At 63.6% G+C, this 23,259-nt stretch carries 19 protein-coding genes and 1 tRNA gene; 6 read left to right on the forward strand and 14 right to left on the reverse strand.

Annotation, left to right across the window (positions count from 1 at the left end; all coding sequences use genetic code 11):
• The first annotated feature begins 11 nt into the window (after positions 1 to 11).
• A complete protein-coding gene (locus FBY20_RS01685) occupies positions 12 to 1,793 on the forward strand; it encodes an IlvD/Edd family dehydratase (protein WP_056315842.1) in 1,782 nt (593 codons plus the stop codon).
• Positions 1,794 to 1,823: 30 nt separating this feature from the next.
• Here the strand turns inward: FBY20_RS01685 and FBY20_RS01690 are convergent, their stop codons facing one another.
• The 14 genes from FBY20_RS01690 to leuC all read right to left on the reverse strand — a co-directional run bounded on the left by FBY20_RS01690 (position 1,824) and on the right by leuC (position 16,722).
• Entirely contained in the window at positions 1,824 to 2,219 is a 396-nt protein-coding gene (locus FBY20_RS01690; RefSeq protein WP_196589544.1) for a YbaN family protein, read from the reverse strand.
• 64 nt (positions 2,220 to 2,283) lie between these two features.
• The gene (locus tag FBY20_RS01695) at positions 2,284 to 3,045 is read right to left on the reverse strand and encodes a hypothetical protein (protein WP_255452204.1); all 762 of its coding nucleotides are present in this window, start codon (positions 3,043 to 3,045) and stop codon (positions 2,284 to 2,286) included.
• A 5-nt stretch (positions 3,046 to 3,050) separates the two neighbouring features.
• Positions 3,051 to 4,904, reverse strand: coding sequence for a hypothetical protein (locus FBY20_RS01700; RefSeq protein WP_142049615.1), 1,854 nt, complete (start codon positions 4,902 to 4,904; stop codon positions 3,051 to 3,053).
• 31 nt (positions 4,905 to 4,935) lie between these two features.
• Entirely contained in the window at positions 4,936 to 5,274 is a 339-nt protein-coding gene (locus FBY20_RS01705; RefSeq protein ID WP_056315836.1) for an EamA family transporter, read from the reverse strand.
• Positions 5,271 to 6,257: a glycosyltransferase family 2 protein gene (locus tag FBY20_RS01710; protein ID WP_142049617.1), complete on the reverse strand. Its 987-nt coding sequence runs from the start codon at positions 6,255 to 6,257 to the stop codon at positions 5,271 to 5,273. Before FBY20_RS01710 ends, FBY20_RS01705 begins: the two co-directional genes overlap by 4 nt.
• A 524-nt stretch (positions 6,258 to 6,781) precedes the next feature.
• Positions 6,782 to 6,858 (reverse strand) — tRNA-Val (locus FBY20_RS01715).
• Positions 6,859 to 7,061: 203 nt separating this feature from the next.
• Positions 7,062 to 7,727 carry a phosphoribosylanthranilate isomerase gene (locus tag FBY20_RS01720; RefSeq protein ID WP_142049620.1) on the reverse strand — a complete coding sequence of 222 codons (666 nt, stop codon included), beginning with the start codon at positions 7,725 to 7,727 and terminating at the stop codon, positions 7,062 to 7,064.
• A 68-nt stretch (positions 7,728 to 7,795) separates the two neighbouring features.
• Positions 7,796 to 8,893 (reverse strand): TRAP transporter substrate-binding protein, encoded by a 1,098-nt coding sequence (locus FBY20_RS01725; protein WP_128827963.1) that lies wholly within the window; start codon positions 8,891 to 8,893, stop codon positions 7,796 to 7,798.
• Between the two features lie 52 nt (positions 8,894 to 8,945).
• On the reverse strand, positions 8,946 to 9,755 hold the full coding sequence (truA, locus tag FBY20_RS01730) for a tRNA pseudouridine(38-40) synthase TruA (protein WP_142049623.1): 810 nt from the start codon (positions 9,753 to 9,755) through the stop codon (positions 8,946 to 8,948).
• Positions 9,756 to 9,758: 3 nt separating this feature from the next.
• Positions 9,759 to 11,831: a FimV family protein gene (locus tag FBY20_RS01735; RefSeq protein ID WP_255452205.1), complete on the reverse strand. Its 2,073-nt coding sequence runs from the start codon at positions 11,829 to 11,831 to the stop codon at positions 9,759 to 9,761.
• A gap of 327 nt (positions 11,832 to 12,158) precedes the next feature.
• Positions 12,159 to 13,289: an aspartate-semialdehyde dehydrogenase gene (gene asd / locus FBY20_RS01740; protein WP_056315817.1), complete on the reverse strand. Its 1,131-nt coding sequence runs from the start codon at positions 13,287 to 13,289 to the stop codon at positions 12,159 to 12,161.
• Positions 13,290 to 13,537: 248 nt separating this feature from the next.
• A complete protein-coding gene (gene leuB, locus FBY20_RS01745) occupies positions 13,538 to 14,614 on the reverse strand; it encodes a 3-isopropylmalate dehydrogenase (protein ID WP_142049626.1) in 1,077 nt (358 codons plus the stop codon).
• Between the two features lie 30 nt (positions 14,615 to 14,644).
• Complete coding sequence (leuD, locus tag FBY20_RS01750) at positions 14,645 to 15,295, reverse strand: 3-isopropylmalate dehydratase small subunit (RefSeq protein ID WP_056315812.1); 651 nt, start codon at positions 15,293 to 15,295, stop codon at positions 14,645 to 14,647.
• Between the two features lie 23 nt (positions 15,296 to 15,318).
• Entirely contained in the window at positions 15,319 to 16,722 is a 1,404-nt protein-coding gene (leuC, locus tag FBY20_RS01755; RefSeq protein ID WP_056315809.1) for a 3-isopropylmalate dehydratase large subunit, read from the reverse strand.
• Positions 16,723 to 17,252: 530 nt separating this feature from the next.
• Between leuC and FBY20_RS01760 the strand changes: the two genes are divergently transcribed.
• From FBY20_RS01760 to FBY20_RS01780, 5 genes are read left to right on the forward strand one after another with little or no spacing between them, the layout of a single operon-like run.
• Positions 17,253 to 18,758 carry a TolC family outer membrane protein gene (locus tag FBY20_RS01760; RefSeq protein WP_056315805.1) on the forward strand — a complete coding sequence of 502 codons (1,506 nt, stop codon included), beginning with the start codon at positions 17,253 to 17,255 and terminating at the stop codon, positions 18,756 to 18,758.
• Between the two features lie 25 nt (positions 18,759 to 18,783).
• Positions 18,784 to 18,996, forward strand: coding sequence for a hypothetical protein (locus tag FBY20_RS01765; RefSeq protein ID WP_056315801.1), 213 nt, complete (start codon positions 18,784 to 18,786; stop codon positions 18,994 to 18,996).
• The gene (locus FBY20_RS01770; RefSeq protein ID WP_056315798.1) at positions 18,980 to 21,145 is read left to right on the forward strand and encodes a type I secretion system permease/ATPase; all 2,166 of its coding nucleotides are present in this window, start codon (positions 18,980 to 18,982) and stop codon (positions 21,143 to 21,145) included. Before FBY20_RS01765 ends, FBY20_RS01770 begins: the two co-directional genes overlap by 17 nt.
• Before the next feature lie 7 nt (positions 21,146 to 21,152).
• Positions 21,153 to 22,574, forward strand: a complete 1,422-nt coding sequence (locus tag FBY20_RS01775; protein WP_056318595.1) for an HlyD family type I secretion periplasmic adaptor subunit — start codon at positions 21,153 to 21,155, stop codon at positions 22,572 to 22,574.
• 19 nt (positions 22,575 to 22,593) lie between these two features.
• Positions 22,594 to 23,250, forward strand: coding sequence for a response regulator transcription factor (locus FBY20_RS01780; RefSeq protein WP_056315795.1), 657 nt, complete (start codon positions 22,594 to 22,596; stop codon positions 23,248 to 23,250).
• The last annotated feature ends 9 nt before the right edge of the window (positions 23,251 to 23,259 follow it).

A 23,259-nucleotide genomic window follows, 5' to 3' on the forward strand; every position in this document is an offset into this window, starting at 1 on the left:
GCGAGACAGCCATGTCCCAGACACCCCGCCGACTGCGCAGCCAGAAATGGTTCGACGATCCCTCGCACGCCGACATGACGGCGATCTACGTCGAGCGCTATCTCAACTATGGCCTGACGCGCCAGGAACTGCAGTCCGGGCGGCCGATCATCGGCATCGCGCAGACCGGCAGCGACCTGGCGCCCTGCAATCGCCACCATCTGGCGCTGGCCGAACGCATCAAGGCGGGTATCCGCGACGCCGGCGGCATTCCCATGGAATTCCCGGTGCATCCGCTGGCCGAACAGGGACGGCGGCCCACTGCAGCGCTGGACCGCAACCTGGCGTATCTGGGCCTGGTGGAGATCCTGCACGGCTATCCGCTGGATGGCGTGGTGCTGACCACGGGATGCGACAAGACCACGCCCGCGTGCCTGATGGCGGCGGCGACGGTGGACATTCCCGCCATCGTGCTGTCCGGCGGTCCCATGCTGGACGGCTGGCATGAAGGCCAGCGCGTGGGCTCGGGCACGGTCATCTGGCACGCACGCAACCTGATGGCGGCCGGCAAGCTGGATTACGAAGGCTTCATGACGCTTGCCACGGCATCGTCGCCGTCCATCGGCCACTGCAACACCATGGGCACCGCGCTGTCCATGAACTCGCTGGCCGAAGCGCTGGGCATGTCGCTGCCCACCTGCGCCAGCATTCCGGCGCCCTATCGCGAGCGCGGGCAGATGGCCTATGCCACCGGCATGCGCATCTGCGACATGGTGCGCGAAGACCTGCGGCCATCTCAAATCCTGACCCGCGAGGCGTTCGAGAACGCCATCGTCGTGGCCTCGGCGCTGGGCGCGTCCAGCAACTGCCCGCCACACCTGATTGCCATCGCGCGCCACATGGGCGTCGACCTCAGCCTGGACGACTGGCAACGGCTGGGCGAAGACGTGCCGCTGCTGGTCAACTGCGTGCCGGCGGGCGAGCATCTGGGCGAAGGCTTTCACCGCGCGGGAGGCGTACCCGCCGTGCTGCACGAGCTGCTGGCAGCCGGCCGCCTGCATCCGGACTGCCGAACCGTATCCGGCAAGACCATCGGCGATATTGCGACGGCGTCCAAGACCCACAATACCGACGTCATCCGGACCTGCGACGCGCCGCTCAAGCACCGCGCCGGCTTCATCGTGCTGTCGGGCAACTTCTTTGACAGCGCCATCATCAAGATGTCGGTCGTGGGCGAAGCCTTTCGCCGGGCGTACCTGTCCGAACCGGGGTCGGAAAACGCCTTCGAGGCGCGCGCGATCGTGTTCGAGGGCCCGGAGGACTATCACGCCCGCATCGAAGACCCGGCGCTCAACATCGACGAACACTGCATTCTGGTGATCCGGGGCGCCGGCACCGTGGGCTACCCCGGCAGCGCGGAAGTCGTGAACATGGCGCCTCCATCGCACCTTATCAAGCGCGGCATCGAGTCCCTGCCCTGTCTGGGCGACGGCCGCCAGAGCGGCACCTCGGCCAGCCCGTCCATCCTGAACATGTCGCCCGAAGCCGCGGTGGGCGGCGGACTGGCGCTGCTGCGCACGGGCGACCGGATCCGCGTGGACCTGAACCAGCGGTCGGTCATGTTGCAGGTGGACGAAGCGGAACTGGAACGGCGCCGCCAGGAACCGCCGTATGAAGCGCCGCCATCGCAGACGCCGTGGCAGGAACTGTACCGGCAGACCGTGGGGCAGCTTTCCACGGGCGGATGCCTGGAGGCGGCGACGCTGTATTTGAAAGTGGTGGAGACGCGGGGCGATCCGCGGCATTCGCACTGAGGCCAAGAAGGGTGCGGCTTGGAGCGTGGCTTATTCGCGCGGCGGCTTGCTGGCCGGGCCGCCCGCGCGGGGGCTGGGCCGGCTGAGGACATACGCCGCGCTGGCCAGAAAGAAGATGCCTACGCCGATGGCCAGGGGCAGCGAGGGATGGGCGCTCCAGTAAAAGATCCCGTAACCAGCCGCCATGCCCAGGCTGGCATACGTCTTGCCTTTGCGCGACACCGCGCCCTCGTCGCGCCACGCGCGCAGCGACGGACCATAGGTCGGGCTATCCAGCAGCCATTTTTCAAGCCGGGGCGACGAGCGGGAGAAGCAGGCCACCGCCAGGATCAGGAAGATCGTCGTCGGCATCACCGGCAAGAAGGCGCCGATGACGCCCAGCGCCAGCATCAAGCAGCCCAGGCATAACCAAAGTGCTCTCATCATGATGGTGAGCAGGATATCGCAAATGGGCAGCCGGCAGTCCGCCAGGCATCGTGCGCCGCTTGATTCACGACGCGGCGGGCTCCGGCATCCTTGCGCGCAGCATCCTGACGAATTTCGCATCCGGACTGCCGCCCGCGGCGCGTGACTTGTGAACCATCGCCCAGGCCTCCGCGTACTGGCCGCGCCAGTAATAGGCCGTGGCCCACGAGGCATACAGATAGCCCTTGTCGGGCTCCACGGTCTCGCCCTTGCGGTACCACTCATCGGACCGCGTCGTCGCCGCGATACGCGCTTCGGGGGGCAGCGTCTTGTCCTCGGCGGCGCAACGCGCCGCGATCCGGCCGGCATCCGCATGAATGCCGCGAAACGCCGGCGGATTCATGCTGATCGCGCGGTCCATCATGCTCATCGCCTGGCAGACCTTGCGCTGGCTTTCCAGCACGACCGCGAATCCCGCGTACACCTCGGGGTTGTCGGGATTGAGCAGCCACGCCTGATTGAATTGCCGCATGGCCTGGCCCGGCAGGTCTTCGCGAAAAAGCCGGTAGCCCAGCTCGACCCGCGCCTGCGCTGCCGCGGCAGGCGATCCAAACACCTTCACGGCCTCGGCGGCCTGTTGTTCATCGCCCGCGCGCAAGGCAGCGGCCGCGCGGCGATCAACCCCGGCATACATCGGCGCCTCGTCGCTTTGAACCGGAGCGGGCGCAGGAAGCTTGATCACGCAGCCGGACAACCACAGCAATTGGGCCAGTAGCGAAGCCAGCGCCAGTCGGTTGACCGTGCGCCAGCACGAAGTGCCGCCCGGGGCCGCCTCCAGATCCGACATTTCGGCTATTGGACCTGGGTCAAGACAAGCTGCCCATCCTTGCGAGCAACGCTGAATACGCCCGTCGTCAGTCCTCGGGCATCCGGTGCAAAGAGATCGGCATTGGATCCCCAAAATTGCTCGTCAGCGTTGTACAGGACGACAAACGAATAGCCATCGAGAAGCTTTCGCAGATCTTCCTTGCAGGTCCAGACATCGTCCTTATTGTATTTTTCGCCCACGGACCAGCACCACCATTGGGTCTCAAGCGGACTCACGCTGTAGCTGAACATGAACTTCTCGAAGCCCGTGGAATTCTGGTCAATGAAATAGACCTTATCCCCCTTCGCAGCATGCTTCTTGACGAGCTCGGCCAATGCATCGATGCGCTCACGCTGCTCCAGAACCTTCTCGATCTGGGGTGATGAGACCGGCGGAGCGAACAAACCAAGGGGCAAACACAGCAACCCCGCCAGTATGGGGATGGCGAGAACGGGGCGCAGCCATTTGATCTTGAATGTGTCTACCGCGCCTGAATAGGCTCCAAACACGACCAGGGCCCAAGCCAGGAAATAGGTTCCCGCATATCTTTCGAAAGAAGCCAGCCGTATTCCTTCGTACTCCGAAAAGAACAGCAGATACGAGAGCAGAAGAAACAGCAGGTAGGCGATCGCACCGGCGGAAAGCAGCGAGAACGCTGCGATCCGAGGCAAGATCTCGTAGCGCCGGCTGATCAGGATGCAAATCGCACTGAGCGCCATCAGCCAAAGCATCACGCTCAACGGAGACATGAGCAGCACGATCTTCCAGCCGCCGGGATAAAGCCCGAAGTTCTCCGCTTGGAACCGCTGAATGAATTCGAGCCCCGTCTTTCCGATCCGGCCCAGCAAAGGATCCTGAAACAGCGAGCTCAGCTTGGGCATGGACACGGTAAGACCCGCGCCTATCGATTTCGAGTACCACTGCCACGAGGCAAAGGTCAGAAGTGTTGCGAGACAGCCCGGGATTACTTGGGCGATGGCGCGCTTGAATCTGGCAGCAACACCGATATCGGCCGTTTGCAAAACAGACGAGAAAAAATGGATCGCGATGACAAGCATCGCCAATATCAGGCCGATCTGCTTCATGAGGACCAGCACCGCGAGGCTGACCGCTACCAGGAGCGACCCTCTGAGGCCCTTGGCCGTCGCCGCCAGCGCAACGCTTGCCGCAAACACAAGGGCCAGCAACGGATCCACGAATATGTGCTTATAGTCGAACCCAAAGAAATAGGGTATTGCGCAAGCCGAGAAGAACGTCAGCACCTCGAGAACCGAAGCACGCGCGTGAAAAGCGCCTATCGCACATGCAAGCGCCGCAAGCATGAAGATGATTTGAGCCGACAGCAACCCGCTTTCAGACCACGGACCTAAAAACAGAAAGTAATACTGAAATAGCTGCTGAGCGGGCGGATACGCCTTGAAAATATCAACGATCGGCGAATCTTTCAGATACAACGAATGGGTGGCGTGTATGACTTTCGCGCCGAGCCCCCAGAAGGAAAACTCATCCCAACCCGTGAGCTTGAAATCGAACGGCACGAGGGAGACGAAAAACACGAACGGTACAAGGTAAAGCAACTGGCTGAGCTTGCCGGCACTCCACTTCAGCGGCAGAAACTCCGCACGCCGCCGGAAAAGCCAGATAAGCGTGTACGCCAGCAGCCCCATTCCCGCCAAAACGGAAATGATTGCACCTGGGCGAAGCAGTCCGGCAAGGCCGGCGGCATACAGCCATAGCACCGTCAACGCCACATGCAAATACATGGCGATGGACAGCTTGATGCGCAGGCGCCCTGCAAAAAAGGTCAGGAACCCCAACGAAGAAAGCAAGATCAACATATCGTCTTATTCGGGTCGCGTTCGTGCCGCCTTACGCCTTGGCTATGACAATAATGCCGAGCAGGATCAGAAATAAGCCGACGAAATATTGGGGCTGGAATCTTTCGCCAAACAGGAAATAGCTGCCGATGGGAACAAGCACAAACGCCAGCGCCATCAGGGGATAGACTTTTCCGAGTTCCAGCCGTTGCAGGACGTAAATCCACAAAATGGTCACGAGCCCGTAAAGACCGATGGAAAAAGAAAGCACCATGAAAGTCTTGGGATCGAAGATCGAACCGCTGTTCTTCAGAGTCGCGGCCCCAAATTTGAACAGCAGCTGACCGATGGCGATACCGACCACACATGCGATTGCGAGTAAATATGTCATTTCAATTTTGTTCTATGGAACGGCCTGGTCGGCACCGATGAGATATCGTAGCCAATGAATGAAAGAATGAACTGCACGCCAAGTATTATTGGCATCGCGGATATCATGACGGTACCCGCCGCAGTCGAAACCCCCGTCCGAGCCGACTCGATCCAATGGCCGGCGCCAAAGAAAACACCGCACAATACCAGCAGGACGCCCAGAGGCAATTCAAGGGACGCCAGGGAAACTCCGCGCAGATAATAGTTATAGAAAAGGCGCTTGAAGAAATTCCGGACATGCTTTACCAGAAATTCCCCCACGATCTTGCTGATCTTAAGATTGCTGACTTCATCGGCATACTTGGCCACCATCGGCACATCCACCACCACAGCGCCAAGGGTGTTGAGCCGAAACAACATGTCGGTCTCGAAAAAATATCGATTGCTGATTTTTTCGAAAGGAAGATATTTGGCTACGCTAGCGTGGATCGCAGTATATCCATTGGTGGGATCGAAAATATTCCAGTATCCGGACGAGAGCTTCGTCATGAACGAGAGCACGGCATTGCCGAACAAGCGCCGCTTGGGCATCGCGCGGACGCTTTCAAGATCGAAAAAGCGATTGCCCTTGCAGTAGTCTGCTTCTCCAAAAATAATCGGGGAGACGAACTCCTGCAGCAGGGACGGGTCCATTTGTCCGTCGCCGTCAATCTTGACGATGATGTCCATGCCATCTGCGATTGCCGCCTTGTAGCCCGCCATCACGGCACCACCGACGCCCTGATTGGTTTCGTTGCGCAAGACAACGACGCGGGGGTCGGAACAATGCGCTTCCACGAATTTGCCCGATTGATCGGGGCAGCAGTCGTCGACGATGTAGATTCGGCAGACCTCATCACCGATAGCCGCAATGACATGCAGGATGTGCTTCGTTACCTTATAAGACGGTATAACGACGGCGATCTTGAAACTGCTCGATGCAGTATTACCCTTGTTTTCCATGACACCATGCAACCAACCGCGATTGAGAAACAGACCTTAAGGAAGGTCTGCACAAGCCCGCATTCCGGCAGAATCCCTGCCACGACCCATTAATTTTCTTATGTGGAGTTTCTCTAGAGTGGTCTGCTCTGCCACCCGTGAAACTCATTATTGGCATTCCCGCCGTTTGCCATATTGGCCGTCTGCCGCCGGCTATGACACCGCCGCTCACGGCAAAAAGCGGAATACTGAATCGTGACCAATATATCGCCGCGGCACTCCCGGGCGGTGAATAATTCCGGTGGCGCATTGTAACCTGGGGGTCGTGGCTCGCACGCAACACCGCCTATTGCTGTGGAAAATGCCTGTCGCGACGTCTGGCAGTACTGACAGACGGCAGGAGCTGGGCGCACCCTCTGGCTGAGCAAGTGTGCAGGCAAATCAACGGCGCCGCTGAATGCAAAAAAGCCGCGAAGTCATCAGACTTACGCGGCTTTTCAGGTCTGTGTTCGACTAGCTCTGTCAAACACACCTTTGCAGGAATTTGGTAGGCGGTATTGGAATCGAACCAACGACCTCCACGATGTCAACGTGGCGCTCTAACCAGCTGAGCTAACCGCCTGCAAAGAAGAAGAATTATATAGTGCTTTTTTAAACTATGCAAATCGTCTTGGAAGATTTTTTGCATTTTTTGTTGCGTCTGAAGTTTTGCGGCCATTACCGATTGCCAGCTTCACTTCTTGCGCAACGCGGTTGAAAGCGCGTTTAAATCAATTTGGCCAAACCCAAACTGCCATTCAACGCCCTACACCACCCGCCTAAGCACTACTTCTTGCCCTTCAATTTCGTGTCTGCGTCATGTGCCGCAGCAACGAAGAACGAGATTCTATCAGAACTTTTTATTCCTTGCTCGACTTCGACGCCGCTACTCACATCGATCGCCCAAGGCCGCACCAATTCGATGGCGGCGCCCACGTTTTCGGCGTTCAGTCCGCCGGACAGGATCAAGGGACGGGACACCGGGTCGGCCCGCACCTCATCGAGCAACGCATAGTCGAATCCATGCCCGCTGCCGCCGTAGCCGGCGCTATAGCTGTCGAACAACCAGCCCGCCGCCTCTCCGTAGGCGCGGCACGTGGCCGCAAGGCTCTCCGCCGTCTCAAGCCCCGGCGCACCGGCCCGGAAGGCCCGCAGATGGCGATGCCCGTAGCGCGCACATTCCAGCGGCGTTTCGTCACCATGAAACTGCAGCAACTCGGGCCCCACTTCACCCAGCACGGTGCGGATCTCTTCTTCCTGCGCGTTCACGAAGAGCGCGACGACGTCGACAAACGCCGGCACCATCCGGCGCAGCTGCGCGGCGCGCGTGGGCGTGAGGCAACGCTTGCTCTTGGGATAGAAGACAAATCCGATCGCGTCGGCGCCGGCGGCAACGGCGGCTTCGACGTCTTGTTCGCGGGTCAGCCCGCAGATCTTTATGCGTGTACGCATGACATTTTCTGGAAGTGTCGCCCCGCGGCGACTGGCTGGATCAGTATATCCGGACCGAAAAACCGGTCTCACGCGCCAGTCGAACCCAGCGTGGCCATCATGTTGTCGAAGCTGCCCTCGGCCATGCGGAACCAGGGGATCTGGTTGCCGCGCAATGCCAGCATGCTGTCGTAGAGCTTCTTGAACATCGCATCCTTGGCGCTCAATTCATTGCAGGCCGCCACGGTGGCTTCGTGAGCGGCTTGCAGCAGCGGCCTGGAATACGCCTTCAGTTGCGCGCCTTGCGACATCAGCCGGCGCAGCGCTTGCGGATTGTTGGCATCAAAGGTTGCGATCATGTTTTCGCTTGCCGCCGCGCAAGCCAGCGACAACGCGGTCTGGTATGACTTGGGCAGTTCCGCAAAGGCGTCCTGGTTCACGTACAGCGACAACTGTTGCGTACCGGCCCACCAGCCCGGAAAGTAATAGTTTCGCGCGACGTCAAAGAGCGCCAGGCGTTCGTCCTCGAACGGTCCGATCGTGACGGCCCCGTCCGCAAGGCCTTCTGCCAGCGCGGCATGCAGTTCGCCAGCGGGAATTGCCAGCGGCGAGGCGCCCAGACGCGACAGGATGTGCCCCGTAAAGCCGTCAGCCGCCACCTTGAGTCCGCGCAGGTCATCGAGGGTCTTGATCTCGCCCCGAAACCATCCGCCCATCTGCGCGCCGGTATAGCCGCACGGAAAGTTCAGGATGCCGTACTTGCCAAAGGCTTCGCGGGTCAGCGCCAGCCCCTCGCCCTGCCGCATCCACGCGTTCATCTGGCGGGTATTCAGGCCGAATGGCACGCCACCGTCAAAGCAAATCGCGGGATCGGTGCCGAAGTAGCGGGCCGATGCCGCGTGGCCGCATTCGACGATGCGGTGCTGCACGGCCTCCAGCGCCTGACCCGACTGGAACAGCTGGCCGGCGGCGGATATCTCGATGGTGAAGCGCCCCGCAGTGACCTCGGCCACACAACGCGCGACGTCGGTCGCGCCCGCGAACAGCGTGGCCGCGTCGGCCGGAAAATCCGAAGCCAGCCGCCAGGTGAGGTTGGGAGCTTCCTGCGCAATCGCGGGGGCCGCCAGCACGGCACTGCCTGCGGCGGCGCCCAAGGCGGTTTGCTTCAGAAACGCGCGGCGTTGCATGGCGCATGCCTCCAGAAAGGCGCGGGATCCCGCCGCCTGCGCGGCGGCTTCCCTAAAAGGATTGAGTAAAGGGCGACAGCAGCGACGATCCGCCGTCGAGCTCGCGCAGTCCGAAGGATTCGGGATAGTCGATCGCGGCCAGGTACAGGCCGTCAGGCGCAAACGTGGGCGCGCCGCGCTTGCGGTCGCGCCACGCCAAGAGCTGCGTCATCCAGTCAATCGTTTCCCTGCCCTGCCCCACTTGCAGCAACGCGCCCATGATGTTGCGCACCATGTGATGCAGAAAGGCGTTTGCCTTCAAGGTAAAGACGAGAAACGGTCCCCGCTCCTCGATCTCCAGGCTGTGCATGTGCCGCACTGGATGCTTGGCCTGGCATTGCGACGAACGGAAGCTGGAAAAATCATGTTCGCCGACAAGCGCCTTTGCGGCCGCGCGCATGGCCTGCACATCCAACGGCTGGAAGCACCAGCCGGCGCGCCCCGCCCACAGCGCCGGACGCACCCGGCCCCGCCAGAGCAGATAGACGTACGTGCGGGCGCGCGCCGAAAAGCGCGCATGGAATTCTTCGGACACTTCTTCGGCCCACTGCACCGAGATGCTGGGCGGCAGAAACGCATTCACGCCTCGGACCCAGGACTCCGTCTTGCGGGTGAGCGTCGTGTCCAGATGGACCACCTGCATCGCGCCGTGCACGCCCGTGTCGGTGCGGCCGGCGCAAATCGTGGGCACCGGCTCGGTGACGCCACAGAAACTGGCCAGGGCGGACTCCAGGCAGTCCTGCACCGTCTGCCGGTGCGGCTGCGTCTGCCAACCCTGCCAGGCGGAGCCGTCATACGCCAGCCCCAATGCAACTCTAGACATGCTTCAAACCCGAGGACCGCCGATACGGCGCGGTTCGTCCGTGGGCGGTACGTCCAGGTCGAGATTGATGGTGTCGAGCTTGCGGTTCAGCGCTGCCGTATCCAGCGCCGGCTCGTTGTACGTGTAGCTTTCTTCGTCATCGTCGTCACGCCGCGCGCCGGCCCGGCGCAACAGCCACGCGATGGCGAAGGCGACGAGCGCCAGCACCGCGGTAACGATCACGAGAAGATTGTCGGCCAGCCAGCCCGGCATACCCGTTTGCACGGTCTTGTCCGGCAGCGTGCCGATGGGCTTGTCGGCATCGGCGGGCGCCGAGCCTGCGGCGCCTGGGGAGGTGGTGGTGTTTGACGCGCCGGTGGCGTTCGACGTGGTCGTCGCGGCGCCCGGCGTAGTTGCCGCGCCCGGAGTGCTTGCGGTGCCGGGCGTGCCCATTGCACCGGGAGAACCCGCTGCGCCGGGAGTGGCTGCTGTGCCGGGAGTGCCTGCTGTGCCGGGAGTGCTTGCTGTGCCGGGAGTGCCTGCTGCACCAAAAGTGCCTGCTGCACCGGGAGCGCCAGCAGCGCCGGGAGCGCCTGCTGTACCGGGAGTGCCTGCAGCACCAGAGGTGCCTGCTGCGCCGGAAGTGCCTGCTGCACCCGAAGTGCCTGCCACACCAGAAGTGCCTGCCACACCGGGAGTGCCTGCCGCACCGGGAGTGCCTGCCGCACCGGGAGTGCCTGCCGCACCGGGAGCGCCTGCCGTACCAGGCGTGCCTGCTGCACCGGGAGCGCCTGCTGCACCGGGAGTGCCTGCTGCACCGGGAGCGCCTGCCGTACCAGGCGTGCCTGCTGCACCGGGAGCGCCTGCTGCACCGGGAGCGCCTGCTGCACCGGGAGCGCCTGCTGCACCGGGAGCGCCTGCTGCACCGGAAGCGCCTGCCGCACCGGGCGTACCTGCTGCGCCCGACGTGCCAGCTGCGCCCGCCGTACCTGCCGCGCCAGTGCCAGCCGCACCAGCGCCGGCCGTGCCCGTACCCGCCGCGCCTGTGCCGGCCGCGCCCGATTGCTGCGCGACGGCCTTGGTCAGCTCGTCCACATTGCTTTGCAGCTGGGCGACTCGCCCTTGCGCGTCGGCCATGGCCCGGTCGGCAGACGTCTTGGCGTCTGCCTGGGCTTCGGCCTGCGCGGCTGCGCTGTCCTGGGCCTGACCGGTCGACAGGCGCACGCGGTCCTGTGTCGGCGCGGCGGTTGCCACACCGGTGTCGGCCGGCGGGGCGACCGTGCCCGATGCTGCGTCCTGGCCCTTGACCACCGACGGGTTCGACCCCGCCGCCGCGCCCACGCGGCCGCGGTATTTGGCATAGGCCTCGGCGTGCTCATTGAAGATGCGGCGGGCTTCGGCCGGATCGATGGCGCGCACCGTGGCGGCATCCGGGATCTTGAGTGTCTGGCCAGCCCGCACCAGATTCATGTTGTTCTGAATGAAGGCCTGCGGATTGGCGCGCCACAGCGCCACCAGCATCTGGTAGACCGAGGCGTTCGGCACCGCGTTGCGCTGGGCGATGGCAAAAAGATAGTCGCCCGACTTCACCGTGACCGAGCCCGAGGTGCCGCCCGCGCGGGCGGCCCCGCCCACGGCGGCGGGTGTGACGTCGGCGCCCGTGCCGCGCAGCGGCACCAGGATGCTGACCTGCACTTGGCGCTGGCCCGAACTGGAGTTGATGTCCAGCAGCAGATCCACCGCGCCGCCCGCAGGCGCCTGCGTGGACCGCACCCGCAAATTCTTGCGCGTCGGATCCACTCCGTCTTCGACGCGGACCACCATGCTGGCAAGCGGCACCGGCGGCTTGACGCCCGCGCGCTGCCACGCGGCTTCATCGGCGATGGAAACCTTGAGCGAACTGATCTCTTCGGGCGTCAATTCCTGCAGACCCACGGTGGCTTGCAGCGGCGCGCCCGGCACGGAAACGACGCGCGAATGCCCGACGCGCATGGCCAGCGCCGAACCGCACACGCTTGAACCGATCGCCAGCGCAATGGCCCACTGAAGGGCTTTCAAACGGCGGGCATGCTTCACTTGGCGCGAACGCTGGGTCATAAGCTGGAATTCCGTTCTTGTAATCGAATTACGGGCCTGGACCCATTCGCGCCATTTGCCGCGCAAAAAAGGGCCTCAATTCACCCGAAAAGTGTAATGGATCAAGCGCATTTCACAAACCTGAAAGGGGCGCGCACGTTGGCTGGCGGGCACGGGCGGCGCTTATGGGCGTACGTGTCGCCCGCCGGGCTCGGCCGGGCTGCGCCACGATGGTGCACCCTCGCGGGCTGGACAATCCAGCCGCGCAACAAAAAACAAGGGCACCCGAAGGTGCCCTGACTGCATCTTGCGCGTGGCGGGCTGCCAGAAGAGCCGCCCGGCACGACATCAGGCTTCGTTCAGTGCGATGCGCAGCATGCGGCGCAGCGGCTCGGCCGCGCCCCACAGCAGTTGGTCGCCAACCGTGAAGGCGCCCAGGTACTGCGAGCCCATCGAGAGCTTGCGCAGGCGGCCCACCGGAATGTCCAGCGTGCCGGTGACGGCCACGGGGGTCAGCGCCGAAACGGTGGCTTCCTTGGTGTTGGGAACGACCTTGGCCCACTGCGTGCCCTGGGCGATGAGCGCTTCGATCTCGTCCAGCGGCACATCGCGCTTGAGCTTGATGGTCAGTGCCTGGCTGTGGCAGCGCATGGCGCCGATGCGCACGCACAGGCCGTCGATCGGGGTGACGGGCGTGCCGAAGGCGGCGCCGCGGCCCAGGATCTTGTTGGTTTCGACTTCGCCCTTCCACTCTTCCTTGGACATCCCGTTGCCCAGGTCCTTGTCGATCCAGGGAATCAGGTTGCCGCCCAGCGGCACGCCAAAGTGTTCGTGGGGCAGCGCGTCGTCCTTCTGCTTGGCCAGCACGCCGCGGTCGATTTCCAGGATGGCCGAGGCCGGGTCGTCCAGCAGGGACTTGACCGACTGGTTGATCTCGCCGAACTGGGTCAGCAGTTCACGCATGTGCTGCGCGCCGCCGCCCGACGCGGCCTGGTACGTCATGGAGGTCATCCATTCGACCAGGTCGTTGTTGAACAGGCCCGCCAGGCCCATCAGCATGCAGCTGACCGTGCAGTTGCCGCCGATGAAGTTGCGCACGCCGCGCTTCAGGGCCGCGTCGATCACCGGGCGGTTGACCGGGTCCAGCACGATGATGGCGTCGTCGGCCATGCGCAGGGTGCTGGCCGCGTCGATCCAGATGCCGTTCCAGCCCGCGCCGCGCAGCTTGGGATAGACCTCGGAGGTGTAGTCGCCGCCTTGCGCCGTCACGATGATCGGCAGTTTTTTCAGAGCGTCGATGTTGTAGGCGTCTTGCAGCGGGCCCGCGCCAGTCGCCCAAGTGGGGGCGGCGCCGCCAGCGTTGCTGGTGGAGAAAAACACCGGTTCGATCAGTGCGAAGTCGTTCTCGTCGCGCATGCGTTGCATGAGCACCGAGCCGACCATACCGCGCCAGCCGACAAGGCCTACTGCTTGATTCATTTCAATCGCTCTTTAAAGGGGGTGACAAGGTAAGGAGGGAAAAATCGTGCAATTCAACAATTTATCAGAATGCACGCAGGGATGTTGCAATGCAGCTAGAAAAAAACGGGGCCGCAAGCGCAAGGAGAGACTTTCGGCGCGCGCCGGCAACACGGCGTCTTGCATTGGCAAAACAAGCGAGGCCGCCCGCGGGGCGGCCTCGCTATATACGTAAAGAGACCGCGATCAGGACGCGGCCCCTTGCGTCATCAGGCCAGCGCCTTCAAGACCGCGTCGCCCATGCCGGCGGTCGTGACCTTCGTCGTGCCCGGCTCGAAGATGTCCGCGGTGCGCAGGCCGCTGGCCAGCACGCTGCGCACGGCCGCCTCGATGCGGCCCGCCTGCGGCGCGAGGTTCAACGAGTAACGCAGCAGCATGGCGGCCGACAGGATCGTCGCCAGCGGATTGGCGATGCCCTGCCCCGCGATGTCGGGCGCCGAACCGTGGCTGGGCTCGTACAGGCCTTGGCCGCTGGCGTTCAGGGACGCCGAGGGCAGCATGCCGATGGAGCCGGTCAGCATCGCCGCTTCGTCGGACAGGATGTCGCCAAACAGGTTGCCGGTGACGATGACGTCAAATTGGCGGGGGTTGCGCACCAGTTGCATGGCCGCATTGTCGACATACATGTGCGACAGCTCGACGTCCGGATACTCGCGCGCCACTTCGATGACGATGTCGCGCCAGAACTGCGAGGTCTCGAGCACGTTGGCCTTATCCACGCTGCACAGCTTCTTGTTGCGCTTTTGCGCCGATTCGAAGCCGATGCGCGCGATGCGGCGCACTTCGGATTCCGCGTAGCGCATCGTGTCGTAGCCTTCGCGTTCGCCGGTGAAGGCGCCGTCCGGCGACGAGCGCACGCCGCGCGGCGTGCCGAAATAAATGTCGCCGGTCAGTTCGCGGATGATCAGGATGTCCAGGCCCGACACGATCTCCGGCTTGAGCGACGATGCGCTGGCCAGTTCGGGGTACAGGATGGCCGGACGCAGATTCGCGAACAGGCCCAGCGCCTTGCGCAGGCCCAGGATCGCCTGTTCCGGACGGAACTCGCGCGGCAGGCTGTCGTACTTCCAGTCGCCGACAGCGCCGAACAGCACGGCGTGCGATTCCTTGGCCAGGTTCAGCGTGGCGGGCGGCAGCGGATGCTCGAACTGGTCAAAAGCAGCGCCGCCGACGGGCGCCTGTTTGATGTCGAAGGGCACATCCAGCGCCTTCAGGACGCGCACGGCCTGTTCGACGATTTCCGGGCCGATGCCGTCACCCGGCAGGACTGCGATGTTGTGGGTCATTGAATAACGATCCTGTGTGCGATGGTTTGATCAGGCGATGGGGCGGCTTTCGAGCCACGGATGGCGGGCCAGGCGCTCGGCTTCGAAGGCGCGGATCTTGTCGGCGTGGCGCAGCGTGAGACCGATGTCGTCCAGGCCGTTCAGCAGGCAGTACTTGCGGAAGGGTTCGATGTCAAAGCCCATCGCGCGGCCGTCCGCGGCGATCACGACCTGGCGGTCCAGATCGATGTTCAGCTTGTAGCCCGGGAACGCCTTCACTTCGTCGAAAAGGCGCGCCACTTCCAGTTCGGACAGCACGATCGGCAAGAGGCCGTTCTTGAAGCTGTTGTTGAAGAAGATGTCGGCGTAGGACGGCGCGATGATGGCGCGGAAACCGAACTGCGTCAGCGCCCAGGGCGCGTGCTCGCGGCTGGAGCCGCAGCCGAAGTTCTTGCGGGCCAGCAGGACCGAGGCGCCCTGATAGCGCGGCTGGTTCAGCACGAAGTCCGGATTGAGCGGGCGCTTGCTGTTGTCCATGCCCGGTTCGCCGTGGTCCAGGTAACGGAGCTCGTCGAACAGGTTGGGCCCGAAGCCCGTGCGCTGGATGGACTTGAGGAACTGCTTGGGGATGATGAGGTCCGTGTCGACGTTTTCGCGGTCGAGCGGCGCCACCAGGCCTTCATGAGTGGTAAATGCTTGCATGTTGTCTACTCGGTGCTTGACGCTTATCGGAACGTGCGAACGTCGACGAAATGGCCGGCGACGGCCGCGGCGGCGGCCATGGCCGGGCTGACCAGGTGCGTGCGGCCGCCCTGCCCTTGCCGGCCCTCGAAATTGCGGTTCGAGGTCGAGGCGCAACGTTCGCCGGGTTCGAGGCGGTCGGCGTTCATGGCCAGGCACATGGAACAGCCCGGTTCGCGCCATTCAAAGCCGGCTTCAATGAAGATCTTGTCCAGGCCTTCGCGTTCGGCCTGCTGCTTGACCAGGCCGGAGCCCGGCACGACCATCGCCTGGCGCACGTTGGAAGCCACGCGCTTGCCGCGCGCCACCACAGCTGCGGCGCGCAGGTCTTCGATGCGCGAGTTCGTGCACGAACCGATGAACACGCGATCCACGCGGATATCGGTGAGCGGGGTGTTGGGCTTCAGGCCCATGTATTCCAGCGCGCGCTCCATGCCGCTGCGGCGCACGTCGTCTTTTTCGCGGTCGGGGTCCGGCACGCGCGAATCCACCGGCAACACCATTTCGGGCGACGTGCCCCAGGTGACCTGCGGCTTGATGTCGCGCGCATTGACTTCGACCACGGTGTCGAACTTGGCGCCTTCATCGGTGTGCAGGGTACGCCAGTACTTGACGGCTTGATCCCAGACGACGCCGGTGGGCGCAAACGGACGGCCACGGAAGTATTCGATGGTCTTGTCGTCGACCGCAACCATGCCGGACCGGGCGCCGGCTTCGATCGCCATGTTGCAGACGGTCATGCGGCCTTCGACTGACAGCGAGCGAATCGTGCTGCCGGCAAATTCAATGGCGTGGCCCGTGCCGCCGGCCGTGCCGATGATGCCGATGATGTGCAGCACCACGTCCTTGGCCGTACAGCCGAAGGGCAGTTCGCCATCGACCTTGATGAGCATGCTCTTGGCTTTCTTCATGAGCAGCGTCTGCGTGGCCAGCACGTGCTCGACTTCGGACGTGCCGATGCCGAAGGCCAGCGCGCCCAGCGCGCCATGCGTGCTGGTGTGCGAGTCGCCACAGACCACGGTCATGCCCGGCAGGGTGGCGCCCTGCTCCGGTCCGATCACGTGGACGATGCCCTGGCGCAGATCGTTCATGCGGAATTCGGTAATGCCGTACTTGCCGCAGTTGGCATCCAGCGTGTCCACCTGCAGGCGCGAGATGGGATCGTCGATGCCCTGCGCGCGATTCATCGTGGGCACGTTGTGATCGGCCACCGCCAGGTTGGCGCCGGTGCGCCACGGCTTGCGGCCCGCCAGCGTCAGCCCCTCGAACGCCTGCGGGCTGGTGACCTCGTGCAGCAGGTGGCGGTCGATATAGAGCAGACAGGTGCCGTCTGATTCCTGGTGGACGATGTGGGCGTCCCAGAGTTTGTCGTAAAGAGTTTGGGCCATGGATGCGCTCTGCAAATAGACAATCCGGCTCGAGCCTGGCGCGAGGGGTAAAACGCTACCCTGCCGCGCCGGCTGCTGCGGCATGAAGGGAATTATGCCCAGCCACCAAACCTAGTACAAGCACACCTGATATACCAGTACTACCACTACCATGCTGACCGACTCGCCGGAGGCCGATCCCGCAGTTGTGTTGACTTGTTGCATAGCCAATTAATGCCCGGGAAAAATCGCTAACGATACAAATTGGTAAACAAAATAGATACAGAACTCTCAAATAGATATAATCGTCCCACGCCCTGAAAGCGTTCACTTCGAAATAATGCGTAATAAACCGTATTAATAGAAATAAACGATTTTAGATTGAGCGATGTTCGTGCAAATTCGAAGAAGTAGTTAGATGTTGCGCGAAATTCACCTAATGGACCGCCGGCAACAAACCTCAAGAATTAACAAATCTTGACTCGCCAAAGCTGACATTTACATACAACATGGCGGCCATTCAATCTCAACTTGACTCGCGAATAATCACTATGGCTTCGTTTTTGCTCAAAAGCACGACCTCGGTCCTTGCCCTTGCATTTGCTCCTGCCGTTTTTGCACAGTCCGCGACGCCCGCTGCCACCGCACCGGCCGGGCAGCCGCAAGTGACGTTGAATCAGATCGTTGAGCAGACCCTGCTCAGCAATCCCGAAATCCAGGCCAAGTACCACGACTTCCAGGCGTCCCTGGAAGGCCAGGCCGTCGCCCGCGCCGCCTACTTTCCGCAGATCAATGCGCAAGGTTATCTGGGCCGCGAATGGCGCAACAACGTGCCCGGCGTCGGCTCGCAGAGCTGGAACCGCCCCGGCTGGAGCGTCGAGCTGCGCCAGCTGATTTTTGACGGCTTTCGCACCACCAACGACGTCAAGCAGGCCGGTTTCGACAAGCTGGCCCGCTTCTATGACGTGCTGGCCACCAGCGACAACACCGCGTTCACCGCCGTGCAGGCCTACATCGACCTGCAGCGCTACCGCGACATGGAGCTTTTGGCCCGCCAGAACTATTCGCTGCACGAAAACACCCTCAAGCAGATCGGCGAGCGCACGGAATCCGGCGTGGGCCGTCGCGTCGACCTGGAGCAGGCCGGTGGCCGCCTGTCGCTGGCCCAGACCAACCTGATGACCGAAACGGCCAACCTGCTGGACGTGCAGCAGCGCTTTCAGCGCGTGACCGGCGCCCTGCCGCCCGAATCGATGCTGCCGGCTCCGGATATCGCCGACAAGCTGCCCAAGGCCCCGGGCAACTTCAATGAATCCCTGCGCCGCAATCCCAGCTTCCTGTCCAAGCAGGCCAGCCTGCAGGCCGCGCAGGCGGGCGTGCAGTCGTCCAAGGGCGCGTTCTCGCCCAAGTTCGAGTTCGTGGCAAACACCGGCCGCGACCAGAATGATCCGACCCCGCAAAGCCGCGACATCCAGAGCTCGAGCGTCCAGGTCGTGATGAGCTACAACCTGTACCGCGGCGGCGCCGACTCCGCCCGCGTGCGCCAGACCGCCAACCAGTCGTATGCCGCCCGCGACATCCGCGACTACACTTGCCGCAACGTGCAGCAGGACCTGGCCGTGGCCTGGAACAACATCACCAGCCTGAGCCAGAAGCTGCCCTTCCTGCGTGACCATGAAGTGGCCACGACCAAGGTGCGTGATGCGTACGCGCAACAGTTCCAGATTGGCCAGCGCTCTCTGCTGGACCTGCTGGACACGGAAAACGAACTGTTCGAATCGCGCCGTGCGCTGACCAATGCCATTTATGATCTGCGTCTTGCGCAGTATCGCTGGCTGGCGCTGTCCCACACCCTGCTGCCGGCGCTGGCGCTGCAACCCGCGCGCAACGAAATGCCCGAGGAAAACGGCAAGCTGGAAGTGTCGGACGAAGTGATCAAGCTGTGCAATTCGACCGTTCCGGACACCGCCCGCCTGGCTCCCGTTCGCGTGCACTACAACGAAGGCACCCTTCCCCCGACGCTGGTGCCGGTGAACTCGCCTGCCGCCCGACCCTGATCGGAGCAGGCCGCAAGGAGGCCCAATGGCCAACAAGGGCAGTGATTTCTCGCAGTTGGACGCGGACTTTGTCCGCGTCCTGGAAGACTTGATCGACGCGTTGATCGCCAACGGCACCTTGCGTATGACGGACCTGCCTATCCAGGCCCAGCAAAAGCTCACCCAGCGCAAGCAGCAGCGTGCGCGCCTCTCGGAACACCTTGACCTGTTGGATGACGAAGATGGACAAGTTATCTGATCTGGCTGCCCGGGAATGGCGCGCGGACGCCCGCTCCGCGCACGACGACCCGCTGCTCGATTGCCTGGTGGAAATCACCCGCCTGCACGGCGTCGCGGCCACCGCGCAAGCCCTGTCGGCGGGCCTGCCCCTGGAAGAACACCGCCTCACGCCCGCCCTGCTGCCTCGGGCGGCCGCGCGGGCGCAGCTTTCCGCGCGCGTGGTCAAGCGCTCGCTGGATCACATCTCGCCGGACCTGCTGCCCGCCATCCTGCTGCTCAAGGGCGAACGCGCCTGCCTGCTGCTGAAAAAGGACGGCGGCAAGTTCGTGGTCAGCCACCCCGAACTGGGCGGCAGCTCCATCGACATGGATCCGGCCGAACTCGCTGAGCAGTACAGCGGGCTGGTCTGCTTTGTCCGTCCGCAATTCCGGTTTGACGCCCGGTCCCCGGAAGTGGCCAAGGTGCGCGAGCGCCACTGGTTCTGGGCCGCCATCATGGAGAACCGCCGGCTGTACCGCGACGCCCTGGTCGCGGCGCTGCTGATCAACGTGTTCGCCATGGCGATGCCGCTGTTCACCATGAACGTGTACGACCGCGTGGTGCCGAACAACGCCGTCGAAACGCTTTGGGTGCTGGCCATCGGCATCACGCTGGTGGTGATCTTCAACATGATCCTGAGCACCGCGCGCTCGCATGTCGTGGACAGCGCCAGCAAGCGGGTCGACGTGCGCCTGTCCTCGCAGATCATGGAGCGCGTGCTGGACCTGCGCCTGGAAGGCCGCCCGGTGTCCGTCGGTTCGTTCGCGGCCAACCTGCGCTCGTTCGAATCCATCCGCGACTTCATCGCCTCGGCCACCATCACCACGCTGGTCGACCTGCCCTTCATCCTGCTGTTCCTGGGCGCCCTGGCCTGGATTTCGCCGTGGATGATCCTGCCGCCGCTGGTCGCGATCGTGCTGATCCTGCTGGTGTCGCTGGCGGCGCAGGCGCGCATGGAAGCGCTGACGATGGCCTCGTTCCAGGCCTCGTCGCAGCGCAACGCCACGCTTGTCGAAGCGCTGACCGGCCTGGAAGCCGTCAAGACGCTGAATGCCCAGGGCTCGATCCAGCGCAACTGGGAACGCGCCACGGAGTTCATCGCCCAGACGGGCGGCAAGCTCAAGCTGATTTCCTCGTCGACGGTCGGCTTCGTGCAAGCCGTCCAGCAGCTCGTCTCGATCGCCGTCGTGATCATCGGCGTGTACCTGGCGCAGGAATCCGCGCTGTCGATGGGCGGCATCATTGCCGCGTCCATGATCGCCGGCCGCTGCCTGGCGCCGCTGGGCCAGGTCGCCGGCCTGCTGATGCAATACCAGAATGCCCGCACCTCGCTGGGCTCCATCGACAACTACATGAAGATGGCGATCGAGCGTCCGGCCGAGGCCGAGTTCCTGCATCGCCCCGTGTTCCACGGCGGCCTGGAATTCCGCGACGTGACCTTCACGTATCCCGGCAGCACGCAGCCGGTGCTCAAGAAGGTGTCGTTCAAGCTCAAGCCCGGCGAGAAGGTCGGCATCATCGGCCGCATCGGCTCGGGCAAGACGACGCTGGAGAAACTGGCGCTGGCCCTGTACCAGCCCACCGAAGGCGCCGTGCTGCTCGATGGCGTGGACGTCCGCCAGATCGACCCGGCCGACGTGCGCCGTGCCATCGGCCACGTCCCGCAGGATCCCCTGCTCTTTTACGGCAGCCTGAAGCACAACCTGGCGATGGGCGCGCCCTACGCCGACGACGCCAGCATCCTGGCGGCCGCCAACACGGCCGGCGTGACCGAATTCGCCAACCTGCATCCCAACGGTTTTGACATGATCATCGGCGAGCGCGGCGAATCGCTTTCCGGCGGCCAGCGCCAATCGGTGGCCGTGGCGCGCGCGCTGATCAACGATCCGCCCATCCTGCTGCTGGACGAACCCAGCAGCAACATGGACCACCAGAGCGAGGCCCAGCTGCGCAAGCGCCTGGGCGAAGCCAGCGCAACCAAGACGGTCCTGCTGGTGACGCACCGCACCGCGCTCCTGGAGCTGGTCGACCGGCTCATCGTGATCGACAACGGCCATATCGTGGCCGACGGCCCGAAGGAACAGGTTGTCGAAGCCCTGCGTCAAGGACGCGTTGGACGCGGAAGCTGAGAAGACCATGCTGAACAATCCTGGAGCCCCCAAGCACGGTTTCTTTGGCAACCTGCTGCGCGCGCCGCGCAACGTCTTCGTGTTCTTCTTCGACCGCCTGCTGGACGGCGCCGAGAAAGGCAAGCCCGCCCAGCGGTCCGACTACATCGGCAATGCCGAATGGGTCATCCACGAGTCGCAGGCCCGCGGCTCGCGCATCCTGCTGTGGACGTCGCTGCTGGCCACCATGGGCCTGCTGGTCTGGGCAGGCTTTGGCAGCATCGATGAGGTGGTCCGCGGCGAAGGCAAGGTCGTGCCGTCCCGCCAGGTGCAGATCATCCAGAGCCTGGACGGCGGCATCGTCGAAGAGATCCTGGTGCGCCCCGGCCAGGAAGTCGAGGCCGGCGAGGTCCTGCTCAAGATCGACTCCACCCGTTTCAACTCGTCGCTGGGCGAAAACAACGCCGAGTACCTGTCGTTGCTGGCCAAGGCGGCCCGCCTGAAGGCGCTGGCCACGGGCGAACCCTTCGTCACGCCCGAGGAAGTGTTGAAACAGGCGCCCGGCCTGGGCGAAATGGAACGCAACGCCTGGCAGGCGCGCAACACCGAACTGAACGCCACGGTCAACGTGGCCCGCGAACAGCTCAAGCAGCGCCAGGAAGACCTGCGCGAAACCATTGCCAAGCGCGACCAGGCCTCGGCCAGCTGCGGCCTGACCTCGCGCGAGCTGCAGGTGACCCGGCCGCTGCTCAAGAGCGGCGCCGTGTCCGAGGTCGATCTGCTGCGCCTGCAGCGCGACGTTGCCCGCTATTGCGGCGAACAGAAAGGCGCCGAGGCGCAGATCGACCGCTTCCAGGCGTCCATCAAGGAAGCCGAAAGCAAGATCCAGGAAGCCGAGCTGAACATCCGCAACCAGGCCCGCAGCGAGCTCTCGGAAACCAACACCAAGCTGGCGACCCTGCGCGAAGGCAAGGCGGCGCTGGTCGACCGGGTCAAGCTGGCCGAAGTGCGCGCCCCGGTGCGCGGCACCGTCAAGACCCTGTTCAACAACACGGTCGGCGGCGTGGTGCAGCCGGGCAAGGACATCATCGAAATCGTCCCCAAGGACGACACGCTGCTGCTCGAAGTGCGCATCCAGCCGCGCGACATCGGTTTCCTGCACGCGGACCAGAAGGCCGAGGTCAAGTTCACGGCCTACGACTTCGCGATCTACGGGGGCCTGGAAGGCCGCGTGGAACAGATCGGCGCGGACACCGTGACCGACGAGAAAGGCAACTCCTACTACGTCGTGCGCGTGCGCACGGACCGCAGCACGGTAGGCGACAAGCTGTTGCCCATCATCCCCGGGATGGTGGCGGAGGTTCATATCCTGACAGGCAAGCGCACGGTGCTCCAGTACCTGCTCAAGCCCATTCTGCGGGCGAAGGCCAACGCCTTCACCGAACGTTAATGGAGAGCTTCAAGGCCTTATGAAACCCATTCCCGTCCTGTTGATTACGCACGACGACCTGCTTTGGCAGCACTGGCGCGCGCTTGACCCGGCGCGCTGGATGGCTGCCCGCGGGCGAGGCCTGGCGGATCTGCAACGCTGGCGAGAACAAGGCCGCACGCTGGCGGTGCTGGACGCCGACGTGCCCAAGCTGCCCGCCTGGCACGATCCGTTCTGGACCCCGACGCTGGCCGGCCTGCACGTCGTGGTCGCCAGCGCCAGCCCCAACGATGAACAAGGCACGCAGGCGCTGGGCGCCGGCGCGCACGGCTACTGCCACAGCTATGCGCCGCCCGCCGCGATGGCCCAGGCCCTCGAAGTCGTCGCCTCCGGCGGCATCTGGATGGGGCGCTCGCTGGTGTCGCGCCTGCTCAAGCTCGTCACCGAGCGTGCGCAGGACGCGCACGCCTGGGACGGCGGCCGGCTCACCGAGCGCGAAATCACCGTCGCGCGCTACGCCGCCAGCGGCCAGTCCAACGCCCAGATCGCCGAAGCGCTGGGCATCACCGAACGCACGGTCAAGGCGCACCTGTCGGCCGTTTTCGACAAGCTGGGCGTCACCGATCGCCTCCAGCTCGCCCTGCTGGTCCACGGCATTTCCGCACCCGCCGACGCGCGCAGCAAAATCACCGCGTAAACCTGTCCT

The organism is Achromobacter sp. SLBN-14, from assembly GCF_006715415.1.
Lineage (GTDB): Bacteria > Pseudomonadota > Gammaproteobacteria > Burkholderiales > Burkholderiaceae_B > Achromobacter > Achromobacter mucicolens.

Coding starts and splice junctions, on each gene's coding strand:
- FBY20_RS01685 (WP_056315842.1), top strand. CDS start 12: ATGTCCCAGACACCCCGCCGACTGCGCAGCCAGAAATGGTTCGACGAT.
- FBY20_RS01690 (WP_196589544.1), bottom strand. CDS start 2,219: ATGATGAGAGCACTTTGGTTATGCCTGGGCTGCTTGATGCTGGCGCTG.
- FBY20_RS01695 (WP_255452204.1), bottom strand. CDS start 3,045: ATGTCGGATCTGGAGGCGGCCCCGGGCGGCACTTCGTGCTGGCGCACG.
- FBY20_RS01700 (WP_142049615.1), bottom strand. CDS start 4,904: ATGTTGATCTTGCTTTCTTCGTTGGGGTTCCTGACCTTTTTTGCAGGG.
- FBY20_RS01705 (WP_056315836.1), bottom strand. CDS start 5,274: ATGACATATTTACTCGCAATCGCATGTGTGGTCGGTATCGCCATCGGT.
- FBY20_RS01710 (WP_142049617.1), bottom strand. CDS start 6,257: ATGGAAAACAAGGGTAATACTGCATCGAGCAGTTTCAAGATCGCCGTC.
- FBY20_RS01720 (WP_142049620.1), bottom strand. CDS start 7,727: ATGCGTACACGCATAAAGATCTGCGGGCTGACCCGCGAACAAGACGTC.
- FBY20_RS01725 (WP_128827963.1), bottom strand. CDS start 8,893: ATGCAACGCCGCGCGTTTCTGAAGCAAACCGCCTTGGGCGCCGCCGCA.
- truA (WP_142049623.1), bottom strand. CDS start 9,755: ATGTCTAGAGTTGCATTGGGGCTGGCGTATGACGGCTCCGCCTGGCAG.
- FBY20_RS01735 (WP_255452205.1), bottom strand. CDS start 11,831: ATGACCCAGCGTTCGCGCCAAGTGAAGCATGCCCGCCGTTTGAAAGCC.
- asd (WP_056315817.1), bottom strand. CDS start 13,289: ATGAATCAAGCAGTAGGCCTTGTCGGCTGGCGCGGTATGGTCGGCTCG.
- leuB (WP_142049626.1), bottom strand. CDS start 14,614: ATGACCCACAACATCGCAGTCCTGCCGGGTGACGGCATCGGCCCGGAA.
- leuD (WP_056315812.1), bottom strand. CDS start 15,295: ATGCAAGCATTTACCACTCATGAAGGCCTGGTGGCGCCGCTCGACCGC.
- leuC (WP_056315809.1), bottom strand. CDS start 16,722: ATGGCCCAAACTCTTTACGACAAACTCTGGGACGCCCACATCGTCCAC.
- FBY20_RS01760 (WP_056315805.1), top strand. CDS start 17,253: ATGGCTTCGTTTTTGCTCAAAAGCACGACCTCGGTCCTTGCCCTTGCA.
- FBY20_RS01765 (WP_056315801.1), top strand. CDS start 18,784: ATGGCCAACAAGGGCAGTGATTTCTCGCAGTTGGACGCGGACTTTGTC.
- FBY20_RS01770 (WP_056315798.1), top strand. CDS start 18,980: ATGGACAAGTTATCTGATCTGGCTGCCCGGGAATGGCGCGCGGACGCC.
- FBY20_RS01775 (WP_056318595.1), top strand. CDS start 21,153: ATGCTGAACAATCCTGGAGCCCCCAAGCACGGTTTCTTTGGCAACCTG.
- FBY20_RS01780 (WP_056315795.1), top strand. CDS start 22,594: ATGAAACCCATTCCCGTCCTGTTGATTACGCACGACGACCTGCTTTGG.